Source organism: Streptomyces sp. NPDC057939 (assembly GCF_042887545.1).
In the GTDB taxonomy this organism is placed as follows: Bacteria; Actinomycetota; Actinomycetes; order Streptomycetales; family Streptomycetaceae; genus Streptomyces.
The window spans coordinates 1-18,132 of the sequence record NZ_JBHVPG010000090.1 but is presented as its reverse complement, the minus strand read 5'-3'; the positions used below and the strand labels follow the sequence as shown (position 1 = coordinate 18,132).

The 18,132-nt window shown below is 70.5% G+C and carries 19 protein-coding genes and 4 pseudogenes; 9 read left to right on the top strand and 14 right to left on the bottom strand.

The genetic code is table 11. From position 1 onward, the window contains the following. Together ACFVS6_RS41585 and ACFVS6_RS41580 are read left to right on the top strand one after the other, a co-directional pair. Window positions 1-321 (top strand): hypothetical protein (locus ACFVS6_RS41585; RefSeq protein WP_389711734.1); only part of this gene is annotated, 321 nt, incomplete at its 5' end. A gap of 1,713 nt (window positions 322-2,034) precedes the next feature. Beyond that, a complete protein-coding gene (locus ACFVS6_RS41580) occupies window positions 2,035-3,573 on the top strand; it encodes a hypothetical protein (RefSeq protein ID WP_389711733.1) in 1,539 nt (512 codons plus the stop codon). 22 nt (window positions 3,574-3,595) lie between these two features. Here ACFVS6_RS41580 and ACFVS6_RS41575 read toward each other — a convergent pair whose 3' ends face one another. The 3 genes from ACFVS6_RS41575 to ACFVS6_RS41565 form a co-directional block, all read right to left on the bottom strand. Then, complete coding sequence (locus ACFVS6_RS41575; protein WP_389711732.1) at window positions 3,596-3,850, bottom strand: hypothetical protein; 255 nt, start codon at window positions 3,848-3,850, stop codon at window positions 3,596-3,598. Then, the gene (locus ACFVS6_RS41570) at window positions 3,844-4,248 is read right to left on the bottom strand and encodes a hypothetical protein (protein ID WP_389711731.1); all 405 of its coding nucleotides are present in this window, start codon (window positions 4,246-4,248) and stop codon (window positions 3,844-3,846) included. The genes ACFVS6_RS41575 and ACFVS6_RS41570 overlap by 7 nt, the downstream gene beginning before the upstream one ends. A gap of 184 nt (window positions 4,249-4,432) precedes the next feature. Continuing rightward, window positions 4,433-4,591: a hypothetical protein gene (locus ACFVS6_RS41565; protein ID WP_389711729.1), complete on the bottom strand. Its 159-nt coding sequence runs from the start codon at window positions 4,589-4,591 to the stop codon at window positions 4,433-4,435. 478 nt (window positions 4,592-5,069) lie between these two features. Here ACFVS6_RS41565 and ACFVS6_RS41560 point away from each other — a divergent pair, with 478 nt between their 5' ends. Both ACFVS6_RS41560 and ACFVS6_RS41555 read left to right on the top strand, forming a co-directional pair. Beyond that, window positions 5,070-5,327 (top strand): hypothetical protein, encoded by a 258-nt coding sequence (locus tag ACFVS6_RS41560; RefSeq protein ID WP_389711728.1) that lies wholly within the window; start codon window positions 5,070-5,072, stop codon window positions 5,325-5,327. Then, a pseudogene (locus tag ACFVS6_RS41555) lies at window positions 5,324-5,536 on the top strand (zeta toxin family protein); the annotation flags it as partial. The gene ACFVS6_RS41560 and the pseudogene ACFVS6_RS41555, both read left to right, overlap by 4 nt. Before the next feature lie 150 nt (window positions 5,537-5,686). Here ACFVS6_RS41555 and ACFVS6_RS41550 read toward each other — a convergent pair. The 4 genes from ACFVS6_RS41550 to ACFVS6_RS41535 form a co-directional block, all read right to left on the bottom strand. Next, on the bottom strand, window positions 5,687-6,376 hold the full coding sequence (locus tag ACFVS6_RS41550; protein ID WP_389711735.1) for an HNH endonuclease family protein: 690 nt from the start codon (window positions 6,374-6,376) through the stop codon (window positions 5,687-5,689). Window positions 6,377-6,750: 374 nt separating this feature from the next. Continuing rightward, window positions 6,751-7,269 (bottom strand): hypothetical protein, encoded by a 519-nt coding sequence (locus ACFVS6_RS41545; protein ID WP_389711727.1) that lies wholly within the window; start codon window positions 7,267-7,269, stop codon window positions 6,751-6,753. 2 nt (window positions 7,270-7,271) lie between these two features. Then, entirely contained in the window at window positions 7,272-7,814 is a 543-nt protein-coding gene (locus ACFVS6_RS41540) for a matrixin family metalloprotease (RefSeq protein WP_389711726.1), read from the bottom strand. A 390-nt stretch (window positions 7,815-8,204) separates the two neighbouring features. Next, window positions 8,205-8,936 (bottom strand): sporulation protein, encoded by a 732-nt coding sequence (locus ACFVS6_RS41535; protein ID WP_389711725.1) that lies wholly within the window; start codon window positions 8,934-8,936, stop codon window positions 8,205-8,207. A 524-nt stretch (window positions 8,937-9,460) separates the two neighbouring features. Between ACFVS6_RS41535 and ACFVS6_RS41530 the strand changes: the two genes are divergently transcribed. Next, entirely contained in the window at window positions 9,461-9,781 is a 321-nt protein-coding gene (locus ACFVS6_RS41530; RefSeq protein WP_389711724.1) for a MafI family immunity protein, read from the top strand. Between the two features lie 299 nt (window positions 9,782-10,080). On the opposite strand, the gene ACFVS6_RS41525 is transcribed toward ACFVS6_RS41530, so the two are convergent. The 5 genes from ACFVS6_RS41525 to ACFVS6_RS41505 form a co-directional block, all read right to left on the bottom strand. Further along, window positions 10,081-10,458 carry a hypothetical protein gene (locus ACFVS6_RS41525; protein ID WP_389711723.1) on the bottom strand — a complete coding sequence of 126 codons (378 nt, stop codon included), beginning with the start codon at window positions 10,456-10,458 and terminating at the stop codon, window positions 10,081-10,083. Window positions 10,459-10,850: 392 nt separating this feature from the next. Next, window positions 10,851-11,099: a hypothetical protein gene (locus ACFVS6_RS41520; protein WP_389711722.1), complete on the bottom strand. Its 249-nt coding sequence runs from the start codon at window positions 11,097-11,099 to the stop codon at window positions 10,851-10,853. A gap of 16 nt (window positions 11,100-11,115) precedes the next feature. After that, window positions 11,116-12,141: a serine hydrolase domain-containing protein gene (locus ACFVS6_RS41515; RefSeq protein WP_389711721.1), complete on the bottom strand. Its 1,026-nt coding sequence runs from the start codon at window positions 12,139-12,141 to the stop codon at window positions 11,116-11,118. Then, a complete protein-coding gene (locus ACFVS6_RS41510; protein WP_389711720.1) occupies window positions 12,138-13,457 on the bottom strand; it encodes a UDP-N-acetylglucosamine 1-carboxyvinyltransferase in 1,320 nt (439 codons plus the stop codon). The genes ACFVS6_RS41515 and ACFVS6_RS41510 overlap by 4 nt, the downstream gene beginning before the upstream one ends. A 5-nt stretch (window positions 13,458-13,462) precedes the next feature. Next, a complete protein-coding gene (locus ACFVS6_RS41505; protein ID WP_389711719.1) occupies window positions 13,463-14,191 on the bottom strand; it encodes a hypothetical protein in 729 nt (242 codons plus the stop codon). Between the two features lie 889 nt (window positions 14,192-15,080). Here ACFVS6_RS41505 and ACFVS6_RS41500 point away from each other — a divergent pair. After that, window positions 15,081-15,776, top strand: coding sequence for a hypothetical protein (locus tag ACFVS6_RS41500; RefSeq protein ID WP_389711718.1), 696 nt, complete (start codon window positions 15,081-15,083; stop codon window positions 15,774-15,776). Between the two features lie 288 nt (window positions 15,777-16,064). On the opposite strand, the gene ACFVS6_RS41495 is transcribed toward ACFVS6_RS41500, so the two are convergent. After that, on the bottom strand, window positions 16,065-16,670 hold the full coding sequence (locus ACFVS6_RS41495) for a hypothetical protein (protein WP_389711717.1): 606 nt from the start codon (window positions 16,668-16,670) through the stop codon (window positions 16,065-16,067). A gap of 168 nt (window positions 16,671-16,838) precedes the next feature. On the opposite strand from ACFVS6_RS41495, the pseudogene ACFVS6_RS41490 reads away from it, so the two are divergent. Both ACFVS6_RS41490 and ACFVS6_RS41485 read left to right on the top strand, forming a co-directional pair. Then, a pseudogene (locus ACFVS6_RS41490) lies at window positions 16,839-17,039 on the top strand (helix-turn-helix domain-containing protein); the annotation flags it as partial. Window positions 17,040-17,323: 284 nt separating this feature from the next. Further along, a pseudogene (locus ACFVS6_RS41485) lies at window positions 17,324-17,455 on the top strand (DUF6207 family protein); the annotation flags it as partial. Between the two features lie 46 nt (window positions 17,456-17,501). On the opposite strand, the gene ACFVS6_RS41480 reads toward ACFVS6_RS41485, so the two are convergent. Continuing rightward, the gene (locus ACFVS6_RS41480; protein ID WP_389711736.1) at window positions 17,502-17,981 is read right to left on the bottom strand and encodes a hypothetical protein; all 480 of its coding nucleotides are present in this window, start codon (window positions 17,979-17,981) and stop codon (window positions 17,502-17,504) included. Between the two features lie 39 nt (window positions 17,982-18,020). Between ACFVS6_RS41480 and ACFVS6_RS41475 the strand changes: the two are divergent. Next, window positions 18,021-18,132 (top strand): annotated as a pseudogene (locus tag ACFVS6_RS41475) (IS5/IS1182 family transposase); the annotation flags it as partial.

The following is an 18,132-nucleotide window of genomic DNA, read 5'->3' as shown; positions in this document are numbered from 1 at the left end:
GAAGAGCGCGTCCTGCTGCGGAGGAACTACCTGCTCAACCAAACAGGTCAAGCGGCGCTGGGACTCATCGGGCCACACCTTCGCGGCATCGCGGTGGAGCCTCGACCGGACACGATCGTCCTCCACTTCGCCATCACCGCACGCACTGCCGAGGTGGAAGAAGACCTCGACGACATCATCTTCGAGCTCGCAGTGTTCCTCAGCGGCGGACCCGAACAACGTTCCAAGATCACAGCCGAGGTTCATGTCGGTCGGACAGACACCACGTGGCCCGGGCGCCGCCACGCTCTGCTCTACGTCGCGAAGCCGGAAGCCGGGTGACCGAGGCCCAGGGGTTCTGACGGGACCTCGCCCAAAGCCAACGGCGCCATGAACGACATGATCCCTTGGCATTCGGGCAGGCCGACGGTACTTCGTCCGACGCGGTGACGCCGGCCCGCTCCGTAAACGCGTCCTACGCGAAGCCGGCAGCCCGCTTCCGCTCCTTCGCCGCGCTGCCCCTCCCACACCTTGGACACACTCGGCGCGGTCGGGGTCGGAGTCACCACCACCGTGCTCGGCCGCACATCCGCCGGCGTGACAGATGCGCGTAGCAGTCGACGGACCCACCCGGGCCACTTACCGCACGGACACCCGTAACACGACCAGCACCGCGCACCCGCCGACGTGACAGGTGCACGTAGCATTCGACGCCCACCGGGGCCACTTCCCACACGAACACCCGTAACACGACCACCACCACACACCCGCCGGCGTGACAGATGCACGTAGGGGTCGACGGGCCCACCCGGGCCACTTACCGCACGGACACCCGTAACACGGCCACCGCCGTGAACTCGTTGACGTGACAGGTGCGCGTGGGGGTCGACGGGCCGCAACACGGCTCGCGTCGGAACGGCTACGCGTGCGGATCCTGAGCGAGCCGGCGCCGGTACGACCTCTGTCGACAGGCCGGCGAACAGTGGCGGGCATCGGCACGCCCCGAGGTCACCTCAACACCGCAGCCCGCGCACGGCTTTCCTGAACCCTGTCCGCCGTTACGGATCCGCGTACGGGATGTGCGGCACGCCGCCGAACACAACACGTGCGTCATCAAGCGCTCCGCTCGACGGATGACCACCTGACCACAGACCACACACGGCGCCGGGTCCATCACCTCACCACGCCCCACCAGGCCCCACCACTCCGCCCCGGAAGACCGCCGGGACGACGCCGGCCGGGACAGACCCGTCACCGGATCCGGAGCCCCCGCCACGTAGCAGGTCTCACAGATCACCAGCCACCCCGACCACCACCGCCGCCTACCCAGGCTCACCGTCCCCTCGACCAAGAACCCCGCCGGCAACGGCGGCCGACCACACATCACACACAAACCCGTACGCACACCCGTCACACTCCCACCACCGCCAAGCCCCCCACCGACCACCACACTGCCAGGCGACACCACCCCAAACCACCAACCCCACCAGAACAGAGAAGCGTGACAGCCGGCCGGCCGCCGGGGAATGAACCTCCGCGCATCCCCCGGCGGCCAGCTTTCGTCAACCCGTCATCAACTTGCCCTACCAATCAGAGCTGTTGAGCCTGGGGATGCCAGCCGTCTCGCTGTCGACAACGGCACCCTCTACGTGGGCTTCGTCGATGGTGGGACGATGTGCAAGACGGTGATCTCCTGTGCCAGGCTGTCGTCGGCGGCTGGAGCGCCCTGTCGAATACCGCACTGTATTCCCAACGGCAGCGGACCGTGCATGGCGCGAGGTACCCAGTCTTTCAAGGGCTTCTGTTCTCTTCTCGGAGTGAGCCGGGCGGGCTGCGCGCGAAAGGGCCTGTGCTGGCAAAGGCGCTGGGGCGAAGCAAGGCCGGGTACCGGAGCGGTGGTCGAATTTCCGGGCGTACCCCAGGTCGCTCCCGATATCCTGGTCGGTCGACCGGTGGTCGGCAGCAAGTCGGCAGCCGTGCCGTCCTGTCCGGTCTCCCACCGGTCGGGCCGAGGCGCGCGGCCGACGTGCTGACGGGCGGGGCACAAGGAGCCAGGTGAAAGAGAACGTGCCGGAGACGGCAGCGCACAACATGGTGGACGACGGGCCGAACGGCTTGGGACCGCTGTCCGATCTGTCGGACGTTCATGACGTTGCCGAGGCGATCGCGGGCGTCCTGGGGTTGCTGTTCAACGATCACGAGCCACGCAGCGAGGACGATCAGCGCTGTGTGTTCGCCGTCGGCGCCGATCTGGAGCGCGGCGGATTCGGCGAACCGGAGCTCGACGAGGCGTTGAGAGAGACATACGCCGGCTTCCACGACCGTCCGCGCGGCCGATGGGAGGTCGAGGCCGACTACACGATGCTCGTCGAGACAGCGGCGGTCCTGGTAGCCTCGCGCCACCGCCCGGACTCGCAGATCCTCCGCCCGGCCAGCCTGGAAATACTCGTCCGCGACGAGACGCCTCACCAGGTGCGGAACGTCCCCGTGGGCCAGCGCACCGTCCACACGCTGCCGACTGCCGACGGCGAGTACACCGTCACAGTGGGTCCACCCTCAGCCGTGTTGATGCTGCGCCTGGCGCTGCGCCGCAGCGGTTTCGATCAGCTCGCGGTCCTGGATCGGCAGCGCCTCTTCGCGTACCTGATCTCCCAGGAGCGCCGCCAGGGTCTCGCCGACGGCACGGTGGCCAGGGTTGCGGTACTGCGGCTGCTGCGGGAGATGGCCGATCCGACGTTGCTCTCCCTGTCTCTCTCCGGATCCCGTGCCACTGATCCGGCTGCTCTCGAACGGCTGGCGACGGCCTTCCGCGTGCAGCTCGCCTACGAGGGCGACGTGGTTCTGGCACCCCTCCTGGACGTCGACCACTTGGAGGAGCCGCCCTCGCAGCCCCGATTCTTCCGCCAGCTGCACCTCCGTGCGGGTGAGTTCGTCGAGGCCATCGGTCAGGGTACCGACCCCGGCCACAACGGAGACCGCCTGCTGGGGCGGCCGACCCTGCAACACGATGAGGAACTCTCGCTCCGGTACCTTCGGGCAGTCGCCACACGTGACCCCTTCTCGGCGTTCATGGGCTACTACCAAGTGCTGGAGCACTCCATGGAGAACGCCTGGTTCGAGCGCCTGCAGCAGCGCGCCGTAGCCCACGGCGGTACGCTCGACCGGCCCAAGGACGATATCCGATCGGCTGCCTCGAAGGACGTTGCGCAGTTGCTCGGCGTGAAGGTGGACGCCATCAGGTTCACGGAGCGTCGGGGACTGCTCGCCGTGTTGGAGACCTACCTGGACCCCGCCGGCCTGGTGTCTGACCTCTCCCAGCTCCATGGCGCACGGGACCGCTTCTCCCTCTCCCAGCCCTCCTTCGTGGCCGCGCCGCTGCTCGACTTCTCCCTCGTGCCCAACACCGCTGGCGACGTGCCGCTGATCGCTCAGGCAACCGAACGTATATACGCCGTGAGGTGCGCGGTCACCCACAGCAAGGAGTCCGGTGACCGCTACAACCCGTACATCCACGACCTCGACCTGGGCCGCGAGGTCCCGCTGGTCAGGGTCGTCGCGGAACACGTCATGATCCCGGTCGGCGAGCGGATTTGAAACACGCGGTCCGGGGATCGGATCACTCCACTGGCGTGGCCCGTAGTTCGCCTGCTCGGTACAGGCACCAGGGAAGGGACGCGATGTCGTGGTCGCCCTCATGGCGTCGGTGCAGCCGAGTACGGAGGGTGGCAAGGTCCGCGTTCAGCCAGCAGACCCGCAACGGGATGCCGAGGGCGGCCTGGAAGGCGTCGCGGTCGCCCGCGATCTCGGCGACGCCAGCCAAGACGAGGTGCCGGGCGACTTCCGGCAGCTGCGGGGCCCACGCGGTCACCACGGCAGCCGCGTGAACCTCACCGGGTGGCGGAACACGCCGCCGTGGTCGACGGAGCGGTCCGCGCTGTTCTCCGCCACCAGGTCGGGGCGCACCACCGTCACATTGAGGACGTCACGGCGCCCCCAGGCGGCGGCGAACCGGGCTCCGGCCCGCGGGTGGCCGGGGTCGGCCGGGGTCAGGTGCTCGGCGATCTGGCGGGCCTGGTCCGGGCGCAGGGTCACCGTGCGGCCGACCGTCCGCAGCCGGGCCGCCGTGTCGTGGCGGCTGAGGACCAGCAGCTGAGGGCGGGCGAGAGTACCGGTGATCGCGTCGATGATCGCCTCGGTGGTGTCCCGCCTGCACTGGTGAAGTGGCGGTATTGCGTACCTGCGCAATTCCTCCTGCTTGTGGTCAAGCACAGCTTGCCCTGCCTGCAGCGAGAGCACGTCCTTGGAGGGCTTCGGTGCTCCTCGCGGGCTACGGCCCCGTCGAGTCGCCGCGGCCAGGACCTAGGGTTCGGGAGACCGGCCCCGGTACGTTCAGGCGCGGCCACTCGACGGCCTTCAGCATCCCGGTCCGGTGCCGGCCGCGCACAGTTGAGCGTCACAAGCCTGCGAGGGCGAGTAGCTGGTGCATCCCTGTGGTTGGCAGGTTCGGGTTTGCGGCTGCAGTGGCCGCGACGGATTCCGACGGATCAGAAAGCAGCCGCGTCAGGTCCTCAACCGGAAGTCGGGGATGGGTCGCGATGGTGCGGCGCACCATGTGGTCGGGGTCAGCCGCTAGCCGGCGCGCGAGTTTCACGGGCAGGTCGGGGTCCCGCGGGGCCAGCTGCCTCATTCTGGGGTCGGGGGCTGTGGCCAGGCGCCGGAGTACACCAAGTCCCCACGACCACGTTCCCGTCGCCGACCGCGCGCACGTTCCGCCGATGCACCCTGCTGCGCACCAGTGGCCCGGGCCAGTACGAGACCACCCTGCCCAGCGGCACCGTCATCACCCACTACATCGACGGCCGCACGCAGCACTTCGAACTCACCGACATCCGCCTCGACGACGGCACCTATGCCGCCGAGCCCACCAGCTGACCCACTGGTGGTCGTACGAGAACCAGCCACCGCTGGCGCGCGACCACTTCTCTTCCCTCGACTCGTCCACGAAAATGATCAGCATCTATCAGAAGGGGGCCGTCATGCCCGCACCCGGTGAAGGAATTTCCATCACGCACGAGTTGGAGCCGCACGACTTGTCGAATCGCGAAACGGCCGCTTACGAGGCCGCGATCGAGGCGGTGAACGGGGCGGTCGGCGCCTACAGCGCGCTCATCGCCGCCGAGGAGGCCAAGCCCGTTCCGGACCAGGGCGTCATCGAGGCCGCGCTCACCGAGCAGACCCGGCTCGCCCGAGAGCGGGAAGGGCTGCGACCCGACGACCACGCGCAGATCGCGGAGGCGCGGGTGCGTTACGCCGACCTCGCCCGCGAGGTCCGGGAGCGCGTCGCGTGATCGACCCTCAGGAAGTTGAGCGGCACCGGTTACCGGAGGCCGAGAACCAGCGCATCTTCCGCGAGCGGATCGTCCCGCAGTTGTTGGAAGGGCGTGAGCCGCAGGAGACCCCGACGGTGGTCTTCCTCGTCGGGCAGCCCGGGGCCGGCAAGAGCCGCGTGACCAAGATGGTCGAGGCCGTACTGAACCGGCACGGCGGGTTCGTGGACGTCGACAGCGACCCTCCTTCGTCGTTGCGCCCACCGGGAAATTGCCGGGCGGGTACGGCAGGAACGGATTGCGAGTACGGGCCCGACGCCCGGCATCGCCCAGCCCCGGGCGAAGGCCCGCCCGCCCGGGAGCCCCGGCGCGATGTGCGACTACGGAGCGGGAGTGAACTCCACGTCCGTACCGCCACAGCCAGCCGCGATGTCCAGCAGCCGGTCCCGCTCCAGCTCATCCACCGCCAGACCCCAGCGCAGCTTCGTCGCGGTCCACTCCGCGCCGTACCGGCACAACACCTCGTCCGAGCCCGACGGCGGCAGCCACTCCGCCGGATCCTGATCGGACTTGCTGCGGTTCGATCGGGCCGTCACCGCCACCAGCGAGGCCGGCTGTCCCTGGTCGTTCGCGTACGCCTCCCGGCGGGCCGCGGTCCACGAACCGGCGCCCGAATCCCAGGCCTCGGCCAGCGGCACCATGTGGTCGATGTCCAACGCCCCTGCCGACGTCACCTCCCGATCGTCGTAGTACGACCACCACACCCCGCCCGTCAACGTGCAGCCGGGCCCGATCCGCGGGTACTCGATCGCCTCGGCCAGTAGCACCTCCTGCCGGGTGTTGCAGCCATCCGACGGCAGAGCGCCGGAGTTCCAGTGCCGGAAGCTGGTGCGCTGGTAGCCGGTCCGGTCCTCGACCGCGAGTTGGAGCGCGGACACCGCAACGCCGATCGGCACGATCTGCGGCACGACGGCAGGCACCGCTTCGGCGGCCTGGGCACTGGTGACGGGCAGGGACAGGGCGAGGACCGCGGCGGCAGCGGTCGCGGTCGCGGCCCACTTCATGATCATCATGGGGTGGTTGTACCGGCCCACGCCACATCAGCAACAGTCCCGCCTTGCGGGGTTCACCCTGCCGGGGCACCAGGTTCACCGCCGAAACGCCACTGCACGAAGGAATCCTGGAGGCGCGCCCCATCGCAGGGCCCCGACAAAGACGTCGGATCGGCTGCGACTTCCGGAGCAAACGAGCCACCATGGTCAACCGGGCCATCGGAACAACGCCGCGACCACCTCCACCCCCGCGCAGCTCACCGCCCTCGCCGAACTCGGTATCCACTGGGCGTGACACGACAGCGCGCTCGACCCGCTGACGAGCCGGATGCGGGAGAAGCACGCGTTGGCGATGGTGACAGTTCCGGCCCTGGATGAGGGCCGGAAGCGCCCTACTCGACGACGACGTCGTTGCAGGGCTTCGCCGGCGGGGCCACCGCGCTGCGAGCATCGCGCCAGCGGGCCACCTCGCCCTCGACGCCGTCCTTGGCGAGCGCGCTGTAGCCGGCCCACGGGCGCGGGTCGTTGTCGTCCATGTCGGTAAGGCCCACGACGTACTGGTGGCCCGGCTCGAGAACGACGTGCAGCGGGTCATCGTGTACCGGCTCGCCCTTCGGGGTGACGCCCTGCGTCACGGTGAACGATTCGGGCACGGTGCCTTGCAGCGCCCGCAGGAGACGTACCTCGCTCGACCGGTAGGCGCTCCCCGATTCCTCCCACGATCTGGTGGTCCGTACGGCCTCCACCACGGCCAGGCGCTCGAACTCGTCGGCGACGACCGCGTCCTTCGACAGATCCACGTCGCACACCGCGTGGCTCGTGTTCTCCGCACTGGCCAGCGCGTACCAGCCGCCGCCGGCGAGGAACACCCCGGACGCGATCCCGGCCACCATCCACACACGAGCACTCATCATTAGCCCCACAGCCGCTTGTAGTTGGCCTTGTCGACGCCCTGAGGCACGTCGTAGGTGTCCTGGACGGTCGGCCACATCAGCGACTCGGTGGTCGCCTTCGCCTTGTGGCAGAGACCGAGCGCGTGCCCGAGCTCGTGGGCGACGACGCTGCGACGCTTCTTCGGCGCGTAGTCCTTCATCCGCGCCTTGTTGATGCTGATGTAGTCCGTCCACCCCGGGGCCGCCTTGTACTTCCAGATCGCGGCGGCCGCCTCCTTCGGGTCGTTGAACTCCTCGAAGTCCAGGTCGTTGACCGTGTCCGCCGTGTCCGCGACGATCTTGATCCTCGAGCCGGAGTACCGCCACGCGGAGATCGCGTGGTTGATCTCCGTGAGGTACGCGGCCGAGTCCGTGTACCGGATCTCGCCCGCGTCCACGGAGCTGAACGACGTGGACTCGGACTCGCCCTTGAGGCACGGCGCCGGATCCACGGCGTGCGCCGGGCCGGGCGCGAGAAGCAGCAGCGCGGCGGCGGCCGAGAACGCGGAGAGAGGACGCTTCACCCTGTCCACGGTAGGGGCTCCGTACGCGGGGACAATCGTTTCAGCGCCGGGGCCGGGAAGACAGTTTGTCTTCCGGGCCCCGGCATCGACGCCTACGGTCCGGGCGGGCCCTCCTCCAGAGCATCACGCTTCACCTCGGTGTCGCACTGCCACACCAGCTCCACTCGGCGTACCCCTCCGCGGCCGCCTGCCCCCGCGAGACGAACAGACCTCTCCCCTCGGCTATCGCGAGGAAAGAACCCGCCCAGTGCCAACGCCGCGCCCATTCACACCCCGACCAGCGTCAACACCCCAAAGACTCAATGGCGAAGGCGGTGGCGAGGGAGGCGGACTCCCAGGGTGATCCCATGGGAGGTGGCGCCGGCCGCGTGTGCCGTCCCGGGGGCGGCCTCACGCCCCGTACTGCTCCTTCATGTGCGCCTCCAGCCGGGCGTTGAGCGCCGCCTGGTCGGCCGCGGCCTCCTCGTGGGTCAGGGTGAGCCGGGGAGCCCAGCCCCCCGCGCACACGTCGATGAACTCGGGCAGGGTGACGATCATCATCTCCAGCATCGCGGGCCGGTAGCCAGGGGGGAAGGCGAGCTCGAACTCCTGCCACCAGTCCACCTCCTGTCGGGAGTTCATGGCCCGGCCCGGCTTGACCTCGGTGTCCACGTGCCTGAAGCCGAGCGCCCGGTAGGCCCGCAGCACGGCCGCCTGCGAGGGCAGAGCGTGCACCTCGACCTCGTCGAGGTCCCCACGGTCCACGGCGTTGTCGATCGCGAGCTCGGTACGGACCGCGCTGTACGCGCCCTTGAGCCGCTCCCCGTCGGAGTGGGTGAGCGGCATGCCCAGCGGCAGCCGGAAGGCGAACGCGTGGGTGCGGACTTCCCCGGCGGCCAACGTGAAGGGCGCACCGAACTCCCGGGCCTCCATCACATGCAGGTAGCGGGCCTCGGCCCCGTGGTTCTCGAAGCGGACCACCAACTCGGCCTGGAAACGCTCGATCTCCACGTCCACGGCGCCGCCCCGGACGGTGACCGTGCCGGACAGCTCCTGACCGGGCTGGACCTGGTGCTCGTCGAGCACGGTCTCGACCTCGGGTGCGTTGACCCCCAGCGCACTGAGGAACCTGCGGAACGCCATGCGGCATACCCCCCTGAGAGAAGGCCGGAACCGGCCTTGATGATGATCGCGGACCCAAGCTATCCGGCCGGCTTCCGGCCGGACAGTGCCGGACCGGACGGACACACCGGCCCCCGCCGCCGGACCCTCAGGCTGACGGGTTCCCGTCCAGGAAGCGGGCAATGAGGGTAATACCCACTCGAGGGCGTCGAGCCACGGTGCGAACAAGGCCCGTGATCACAAGGCTCGGTGAAGATGCCGCCCGGTGCGGCTCCAGCGCCTCCCACTGCTCGTCCGTGAGATCTCCCCGCGCCGCGTGCTGATGGGCGCGGCAGACCATGGAGTCGACGCCGCCTGCAGTCCCTGGCCGACGCGAAGGGTGCCCGGCGGAACAGGTCGTACACCCGGCCCCACGGCCCGTACTCGACGTGCTCATATATCAGGCGAATCCTTACGTGAGGGTCGCAGCGAGAAGGCAATCCGTTGGGGCGGACGCCGGAAGAAAGTCGCGTGACCGTACTGACGGCACCGGCAACACTGACGCCATGACCCTCGATCGTGAAGATCTTCAGGCCGGCTGGAACCAGACCCGCGGCCATCTCGATGCCGCCCGGGCCCATCTCGCGGGTCTGCAGGGCCTCGATCTCTCAGCGACGCTGGAGTTCCTGGAGCACAACGAGCTGGGACTCGCCTTCGACTGCCTGACAGACCTCGGCGACGACCTCAACCTGCCGCTCAGCTTCTGGCAGCACTTGGACCGAGCAGCTCGCGAGATGCGGCTCTACGGCGACGCACTACACAAGCCTCACCTCACGGCCGCCGACCTCTGCCGCCGTCACCTCGCCGCCGCCTCCGAACAGGAGTGACCCGCCAACCCGGTGAACCTTCCCGGTCACAGCACTAGGCCGCATGCAGGAGCCCAGCTCGCTATGGATCCGCCGCCTGTTCGATCCGCCTTCGAAGGGCATCCACACCTGGAGCCGCTCGCCGCCGCCCACAGGGCGTCGTACCCACGGAATCGTCACCCGGTCCCCCTCCGCTCCGTGTTTTTGCACCTTTGATCACGATAGAACGCCGATCGCTCCGCTTGTCGGCCAACCAGACAAGTCAAGGACGAGATGCCGGTTGTGCAGGAGGTCTCGGATGCCGAACCCGGGCCAACGGATCAGACGGCCACCGGCTCCGGGTGCAGGGCGATTCCCGTGGCCGCGTAGACGCTGGCGGCCATCGCCTCCAAGGCGGCCCGGAACCCTGACGCGGTGGCTTGATCCTGGGCTGTGAGGGTTAGGGTGCGGCGGGTCGAGCAGTGCACGCCGCGGGTCACCTCCGTGCCGGGCTGGTAGCCGCATGCCTCCAGCAGCCAACCCGCGCTGACCCGCCAGGCCTGCGCAGACGTGCGGTAGACGGGAGCACCCTGGCCGCCCAGGTTGCGGGCCGCCTGGTCGTCGGTGACGGTGGGGTTGAGGAAGCAGGAGCCGGCCTGCCGGTGGTCGTGACCGGTCTCCGGCAGGAGCAGCCCTCGCGCGGCGCGGTCGTGCAGCACGGCGGCCGCCGCTTCGGCGAGCGGGGGCCTGCTGCCCAGCGGGGCCCGGAGTGCTGAGGCAAGGTGCTGGTAGGTGACGGGGGCCGCCGCGGTGGAGGGGGTCAGGTGGAGGGTGAGGGAGAGGATCGTCCACAGGCCGGGCTGCTGCTTGAACCTGCTGGTGCGGTAGCCGAATCCGCACTCGGCGGTGGGGACCCGGGCGGTGCGGCCGGTGGTCCAGTCGTGGACGGTGACGGCAACGAACCGGTCTCCTGCCCGTACGCTCCGGCGTTCTGGACCGGCGCTGCCCCGGCGGTGCCGGGGATCCCGCCGAGGTACTCGATACCGGACAGGCCTTCGGCGATGGTGTGGGCGACGAGTTCCGTGAGCGGGTGCCCTGCGGCGACGGTGACTTAGACCTGCCCGTCGGCACGGTGGCGGGTTCGGATACCGCGCGTGGCCATGTGGATGACCGGCCGGGTGGTGCCCTGGTCGGGGGCGAGGGTGTTGCTGCCGCCGCCGAGGGTGAACGGCCGCTCGGTGTGTGCGGCGGCGGTGCAGGCGAGGTCGGGCCAGTCTGCGTCGTGGGTGTGGCTGAGCCAGAGCGGCGCGGGGCCGCCCAGGCGCAGCGTGGTGTGGTCGGACAGCTGGTGCTGTCCCATGGAGGCCTCCCTGGTGTCAGGTGGCGGTGATGGTCTTGAGGGCGAGGGCACGCAGGGGGGCGATCTTCTTGCGGGCTTCGCCGTGGTAGACGGCGTTCGTCAGGACGGTCAGGTAGCGGCCCGCGTCGGGGTTGAGGTAGAGGCTGGTGCCGGTGAAGCCGTGGTGGTAGGCCACGTTGCCGGGGGCGCAGATCCAGGACAGGCCGCGGTCGAGTCCGGTCTCGATCGGCGCGACCGGGATCATGGAGGCGCGGAGCCAGCCGTGCAGGCGGCTGGCGGGGTCGATGAGGTACTCGGCGTAGCGGGCGAGGTCGCGGGCGGTGGAGAAGACGCCCGCGTGGCCGGCGACGCCCCCGAGGAGGGCGGCGTTGTCGTCGTGGGCCTGTCCCCAGATCCGGGGGGCGCCGGGAATCCGCTGCTCGGTGGGGGCGACCTGCGGGGTACGGGCGACTGGCCCGTACGTGGTGCCGGTCATGCCGAGGTCGTCCCACAGCGCGCGGCCGAGTTCGTCGAGGGGGCGCTGGTGGGCGTGGGCGATGGCCAGGCCGAGGAGGATGTAGCCGCGGTTAATGTACCGGTGTGCGCCGGGTTCGGCTTCGAGGGGCTCCCGGCACAGGAGTTCGTGGAGCGGCTGGTCGGTGCCGCGGTAGTGGTCGAGGCGGGTGGAGGCCTTCAGGCCGGCGGTGTGGGTGAGGAGCTGCTCGATCGTGGCCTCGCCGCTGGGCGCGGGGCCGTCGATCGTGGGCAGGAAGTCGCGCACCGGGGCGGTCCGGACCAGGGCTCCGCTGTCGAGGGCCTGGCAGGTGAGAGGCCAGGTGGCGACGACCTTCGTCAGGGACGCGATGTCGTAGACGGTGTCCGGGCCGGGGGTTGTGTCGCCGAGTTCTTCGGCGACGTGGCCGGCCTTGAGGAAGCGCGGGGGCTCGCCAAGGGTGCCCAGGGCGATGACGCCGCCGGGGGTGGCGCCGTCGGCGACTGCCTGGTCGAGGGCTTCGGCGAGGCGGGTGGTGTCGGCGGACGTGAACGGTGCGAGCTGCGTCATCGGCGGGCCTCCGCGGCGGTGGGGGTGATGTCGGCACCCAGCGCGGCCAGGTTGGGCAGAAGGCGTCCGTAGCCGCGCGCGAGGTGGTACATGCCGCCGATCGTAGAGGTGCCGTCGGCCACCAGGGCGGCAATCACGAGGGCGGTCACCGCCCGGATGTCCGCCGCCTGCACGTCAGCGGCCCGTAGCCGGGCCGGACCGTGGATGCGGATGTCCTGGCCGTCGGCGGTGATGTCGGCGCCGAAGGCCCGCAGGGGTGCGTCGTGCGTGTCGCGCCTGGGGTAGACGGCTTCGAAGACGTGGCTGGTGCCGACTGCCTGGGTGAGCAGGGCTGCGAGTTGCGGGGCGGTGTCGGTGGGCAGGGCGGGGTGCGGGCCGGTGCGGGCCCGCACGGCTCGAAGCCCGTCCTCGCCGACGGTGCCACGGATGCCGCCGTCGTGGGAGGTGAGGTCGAGGCCTGCATCGGCGAGGACCTGGCGCTGGGCTTCGGGGAGTTCGGGCAGGTTAATGCCGTCGAGGTCGATGGAGCCGCCGGTCGCGGCGGTCGCCATGATCATGGTGGCGGCCTCGATCCGGTCTCCGGCCACCGTGAACCGGCCGCCGGGGATGCTGTCGGCGCCGTGAACGTGGAGGCCTTCGTCGTCGAAGGCGGCCCGTACGCCACGCTCGGCGAGGAAGCGGATGGTTTCGGTCACCTCCGGCTCGACGCTCGGGCTGGTGATCAGGCACTCCCCCGGGGCGCGGGCGGCCAGGAGCAGTGCGGTGACGGTGGCGCCGAGGGAGGGGCCGTAGGGGGTGGCGACGTCGACGCGGAACGGTCGCCGCTCGTGGCCGTCCGGGAGAGCGGCGTGGATGGTGCGGCCGTGCTCATCGACGGCGACTTCGGCGCCGGCGGCTTCCATGGCGGCGAGGTGACGGTCGATCAGACGCGGGCAGAAGGCGTCCCCACCCCGGACGGGGAAGGTCACGGATCCGGCGCGGGCGAGGACGGCGGCGGCCAGGACCACAGTGGTGCGGACCTTCGCGCCGAGGTCGTGATGGATGACCGGCCGCAAGCGCGGTGTGGGGACGACGTGGAAGGTGCCGTCGCCGGGTGCGTGGGTGTGGGTGAGGATCTGGGCGCTGACGCCGGTGTCGAGGATCGCGGGCGCCTGGTGCAGGACGAGTTCGGTGTCGGCCAGGAGGGCGGCGGCGTACAGGTGCAGGGCGATGTTCTTGCTGCCCTGGACCCGGATGCGGCCGGTGAGGCGGTGGCCGCCGGTGATCTGGATGAGCTGCTGGTCGGCCGCCCGGGTGCCGAGCGGTGTAGTGGTCATGGTGGTCACCGGACCCGGGAGCCGGCGGGCATGAAGCCGCCGAGTTGGGTGCGCGGATAGATGACAGTGCCGGGGCCGATCAGCGTTCCGGGGCACAGGACGGTTCCGGCGCACAGGGTGACGCCGTCGCCGATGACCGCGCCGAACTTCGTCTGCCCGGTGCCGTACTTGCGGCCGCCGAGGGCGACGGTGATCTCCCTCGTCGCGGGCTCGGTGACCGGGCCCTCGCCGGCGATCAGGCCGGTGGTGGAGGAGAACGCGCCGAAGTTCACGCCGGAACCGACGACCGAGTCGCCGACGAAGCAGGCATGCTTGGCGAACACGGCCTCACCGAGGAGGCTGCGGGTGATCTCGGCGCCGATCCCGACCTGGGTGCGCGGGCCGACCACGACGTGGTCGCGGACGTACGCCCCGGCGGCGATGACCGCGCCCTCGCAGACCAGTACCGGGCCCACGACCCGGGCCCCGGCCTCAATGCGCGCGCCGGGCTGGACTATGACCGTGCCCGTGACGTGCGCGCCCGCCTCGATCACGCCTCCCCCGGTCAGGGAGTGCAGGTCGGGGTGGTCGAGGTCTTCGGTGAGGGTGGGCTTGATGTCGAAGACGCTGGCGCAGCGGCCCAGCAGGCCGGTGACGTAAACGCCGAGCTGCTCGTGGCGGAGGTAGTAGGTGGGGGTGAGTTCGTCGGCAACGGTCTCGGGCTCCTGGGCGGGCGTGAGCAGGGTGGGGCTCATGGCGGCTCCTGTGCCGGGTGGCCGGTGGAATGGCTCCAGGAAACCGCCACTGTCCTAGGACTGGGCAGGCTCACAAGGGGGGGCTCACAACTCACAAACGGGCAGCAGCCCGTGTGCCGCAGGCCTACCCTGCTGCTTCCGGCTCGGGCACGCTCCGCCGAAGGCCGGGTCTTCGTGAAGGAGGTGCCCGTGATGGCTCCGACCCCTCGCCGGGCCAAGCCGCCCAACCTCGCCCTGGAGCGTCTGCTCACCGTCAGCGGCATGAGCCACCACGCGCTGGCCCGCCGGGTCAACGACCTCGCTGGTCAGGCCGGGCTGCACGTGGCCTACACCCATACGAGTGTCGTGAACTGGACCCGCCGGGGCATGGCCCCCAAGGCACCAGTGCCCGCTCTGATCGCGCGTGCGCTGGGCGAACGGCTCGGCCGGCCGGTCGACGACGCCGAGATCGGCATGAAGACGGTGCGCGATAACACGGCGGAACTCGGGTTGGATTTCCCGCGGGACACCACCGAGGCAGTCCGTCACGCCGTTCATTTCTGGAGCACCGTGGAACACCTGGACCGCCAAGCCTTCCTGAACAAGGCATTCGCCATGGCGCGTACGCCACCCCCGTCACCCGCTGGCTCGGCGTACCGACCGACCCCGGCGCCGAACACCACGGCAGCGGCCGGGTCGGCCACCAGGACCTCGCGAGCTGTGGCAAGCCGCCGACGAAGCGCAGCGGTGGGACTCGAAGTACGGTGGCGGGACCTGGCGGGCCTCCTCGGTCACCCACTGCCTCACCCGCCGGGCCGTCCCGCTCCTGCACGGCTCCTACACCAACGAGGTCGGCCGGGGCCTGTTATCGGTCACCGCCGAACTCGCCCGCGTCGCCGGGTGGAGCGCGGTGGACACCGGGCACCACGACGTCGCCCAGCAGCACTTCATCCAGGCACTACGGATGGCCAAGGCCGGCGGCGCCGTGGACATCGGCTGCCACATCATGTCGAACATGGCCCTCCAGGCCTTGCTGCGCGGCTACCACGAGGAAGCCATCGACATGGTCCAGGGCGCCTACGAACGCGCCCGAGGCCGCGCCGGCCACCGGGTCCTGGGGTTCGCCAAACTCATCGAGGCCCGCGCCCACGCCAAAGCGAACGACGCACGGGCTGCGTCCGCCGCGATCGCCGCCTCCGAGCGCTGCCTCGAAGTAGCGGACCGGGACGCCGACGAGCCGGCCTGGATCCGGTACTTCACCCACACCCGGCTCGCCTCCGACGCCGTCGAAGTCCACCGCGACCTGCGCAACCCGGCCGCTGCCTGGCGGTGGAACGCCCGGGCCGACGCCATGAACCCGGACAGCTTCGCCCGCTCGGTCGGCCTGCGCCTGACGGTCCTGGCAACCACCCACCTCCAGGAACACGACCTCGACCAAGGCCTCGCCGCCGGGCACCGAGCCATCGACATCCTCGGCCGCGTCGCCTCCGCCCGTGCCCGCGACTACGTCGCCGACATCACCACGACCATCACCCCCTGGCACCGCGAGAAGCCCGTCGCCGACTTCCTCCACCGCGCCCACACCGAACTCGCGGCCGTCTCCTGAAACGCCACTGGGGCACCGCTCGGCGGTGCCCCATCGCAATGCATCACGTGCCCGGCTCTGGGCGGGCCACGCCGCGCATCAGCTGTGCCGGGGGGCGTCCACGGAGCCCCCTTACCAAGAGACCATCTCATTTGGCGAGTCTGCGCTAGCAGATGAGAGTGCAGGCGATGCTGGTGAAGGCCAGGAAGTGGTCGCCGCCGGCGGAGCAGGTGGACACGACAGCGGCGCGCCCGGGTTCCGGCCGCGCCGCTGTCGAGCTGTGGTCAGCCCTCGGGGGAGCCCCCCGGGTCAGTGGAGCTTGTTGACGGCGGTCTTCGTCGTAGTACGGAAGGCGGTCAGCGGGGCGTCCTCGAGGTCGCCCATCTGGCCCCAGCGGACGACGGTGACGGTGCGGCCGTCGCGGCCGACGGAGAACAGGTGGATGTCGGAGATGCCGATCTGCGGGTCGGCGGTGTCCAGGCTGTAGACCCAAGCGCCCTCCTCGACGGCGAGCTTGCCGTGGGAGGCGCTGACGGCCTGCAGGCCCGGGTTCTGCCGCTCCAGCAGGGGGCCGCAGCCGGCGAGGGCCCCGCGGAGGGTGTCGACCAGCTTCACGGCGTCGGCCTCGGTACGGGCGACGGTGGTGACCTGGACGCCGTTGGTGTCGAGCTCGGTGCTGAACTCGCGGTAGCGGGTGTTCTGCGCCGGGATCTTGTACGGAGCGCAGAGGACGCCGCCGTTCTCCGGGACGCCGGTGAAGACCTGGGTGGCGGTCCACTGCGTCGACGACGGCGGCATCTGGGAGGCGGCGAGGAAGGCGGGCTGGGCAGCGGCCTGCGCCGGGGCCGTGGCGAGGGCCGCGAGGCCCAGTGCGGCAGCGGCTGCGGTGGCGAGTGCGGTGCGGAGCTTGTTCATGGTGGTGGATCCCCCGTCGGGTCGTTCGTTCGATCAGTGCTCAACCAGCCTGCGGCCGGCGCCCGCCGACTGCAACGATCACGCGCCCATCAGCCGTCCCGAAACCATTCCACCCCAGCTGACCTGCAAGAACGTGAAGGATGGGACGCAGGGTCGAGGGGGGGTGGAATGCCGAAGAACGCCGCCGAGGAGTTCGCGGGGCTCGCGCGCACACTGAAGGCGCGGAACGGGAGGAGTTACGAGGCGCTGGGGCGGCGGCCGAGCGTCAACGCGTCCACCCTCCACCGCCACTGCTCGGGAGCGACCGTCCCGGAGGAGCTCGCCGTGGTCGACCGCCTCGCCCTGCTGTGCGGGGCGGAAGAGGAGGAACGGCGGGCACTGGAGGCGGCCTGGACGGAGGCGCACCGGGCCCTCCGCCGAGGGGCCTCGCCCGCGCCCACGCCTATGCCGGCCGTGTCGGCCGCGACGGAATGGAACCCGGAACCGTCCGCGCCGGAACCGGGCCCCGGCCCCGCCCCGGACCCGGCCGCGCCCGACCCGTCCGCCGCGGATCCGTCCGTGCCGGAGGTGCCCCGCGCCCGCCCCCGTCGTGGCGCCCCCGAGCAGCACTGGTGGTCATGGACATCACCGGCGGGGACTAGGACACCGTCCGGGCCGTCATGGCCGCGCTGGAGGAGCGGTGGGCCACATCAGGTGTGGGCCCGGTGCGCCGGGATCCCGGCGAGCCCGGCGTCCGGGCCCGGATCTACGCAGACGGCCTGCGCCCGGGACGGCACATCCCGTGAGTGGAGCCTGGGCATGCCCTTCGCGAAGGGCATGCCCGGGCTCGCCTCAGGCTTGCCCGGCAGCCGGCTCCCACAGCGAGTGGGCACGGCCGGTGCCGTCGCAGCGGAAGCACCGACCGCCCCCGGGCACGCTGCGGGCCGCGACGGTGTCGACGGCGCGGCGCAGGATCCGGGTGAGGCCGTCGACGTGGGCCCGGTGCAGGGCGATTTCGTGGCGCTTGCCGACCATGACCTCCAGCGCGACTCCGGGCCCGGCGTAACCCAGTTCCGCGGTGACGCGGTGGGTGACTGTGCGGATGAGGTCGTGGAGGTGGCCCATCGTCTCCATCCCGGACAGCTCCACCCTCGCGGTGAACAGGACGGCGTCCGGCTCGGTGAGGGCCAGCAGCGCCTCCGGTCGCTCGAACGGTACGAGGGGGCCTACCGGGTCGCGGTGTGCGGCGTGAAGGCGCGCCAGGGCCAGCCACATGTCGCCCGCATGGCTCTGCCCGAGCACGGCCGGGCTCTCTTGCTTGTTTCGTGTCATGACTCCGGTCTACGGCCGGCGAGGAGGCATCGGACCGCTTCGCTCGCCGTCACTTCGACCGGCGGCAACCGTAACGATGTCACCCAGCTGATACCACTCCTCGAAGCCGTGCCGCCCGTGCGGGACAAGCGCGGCCGACCACGGCGCCGAC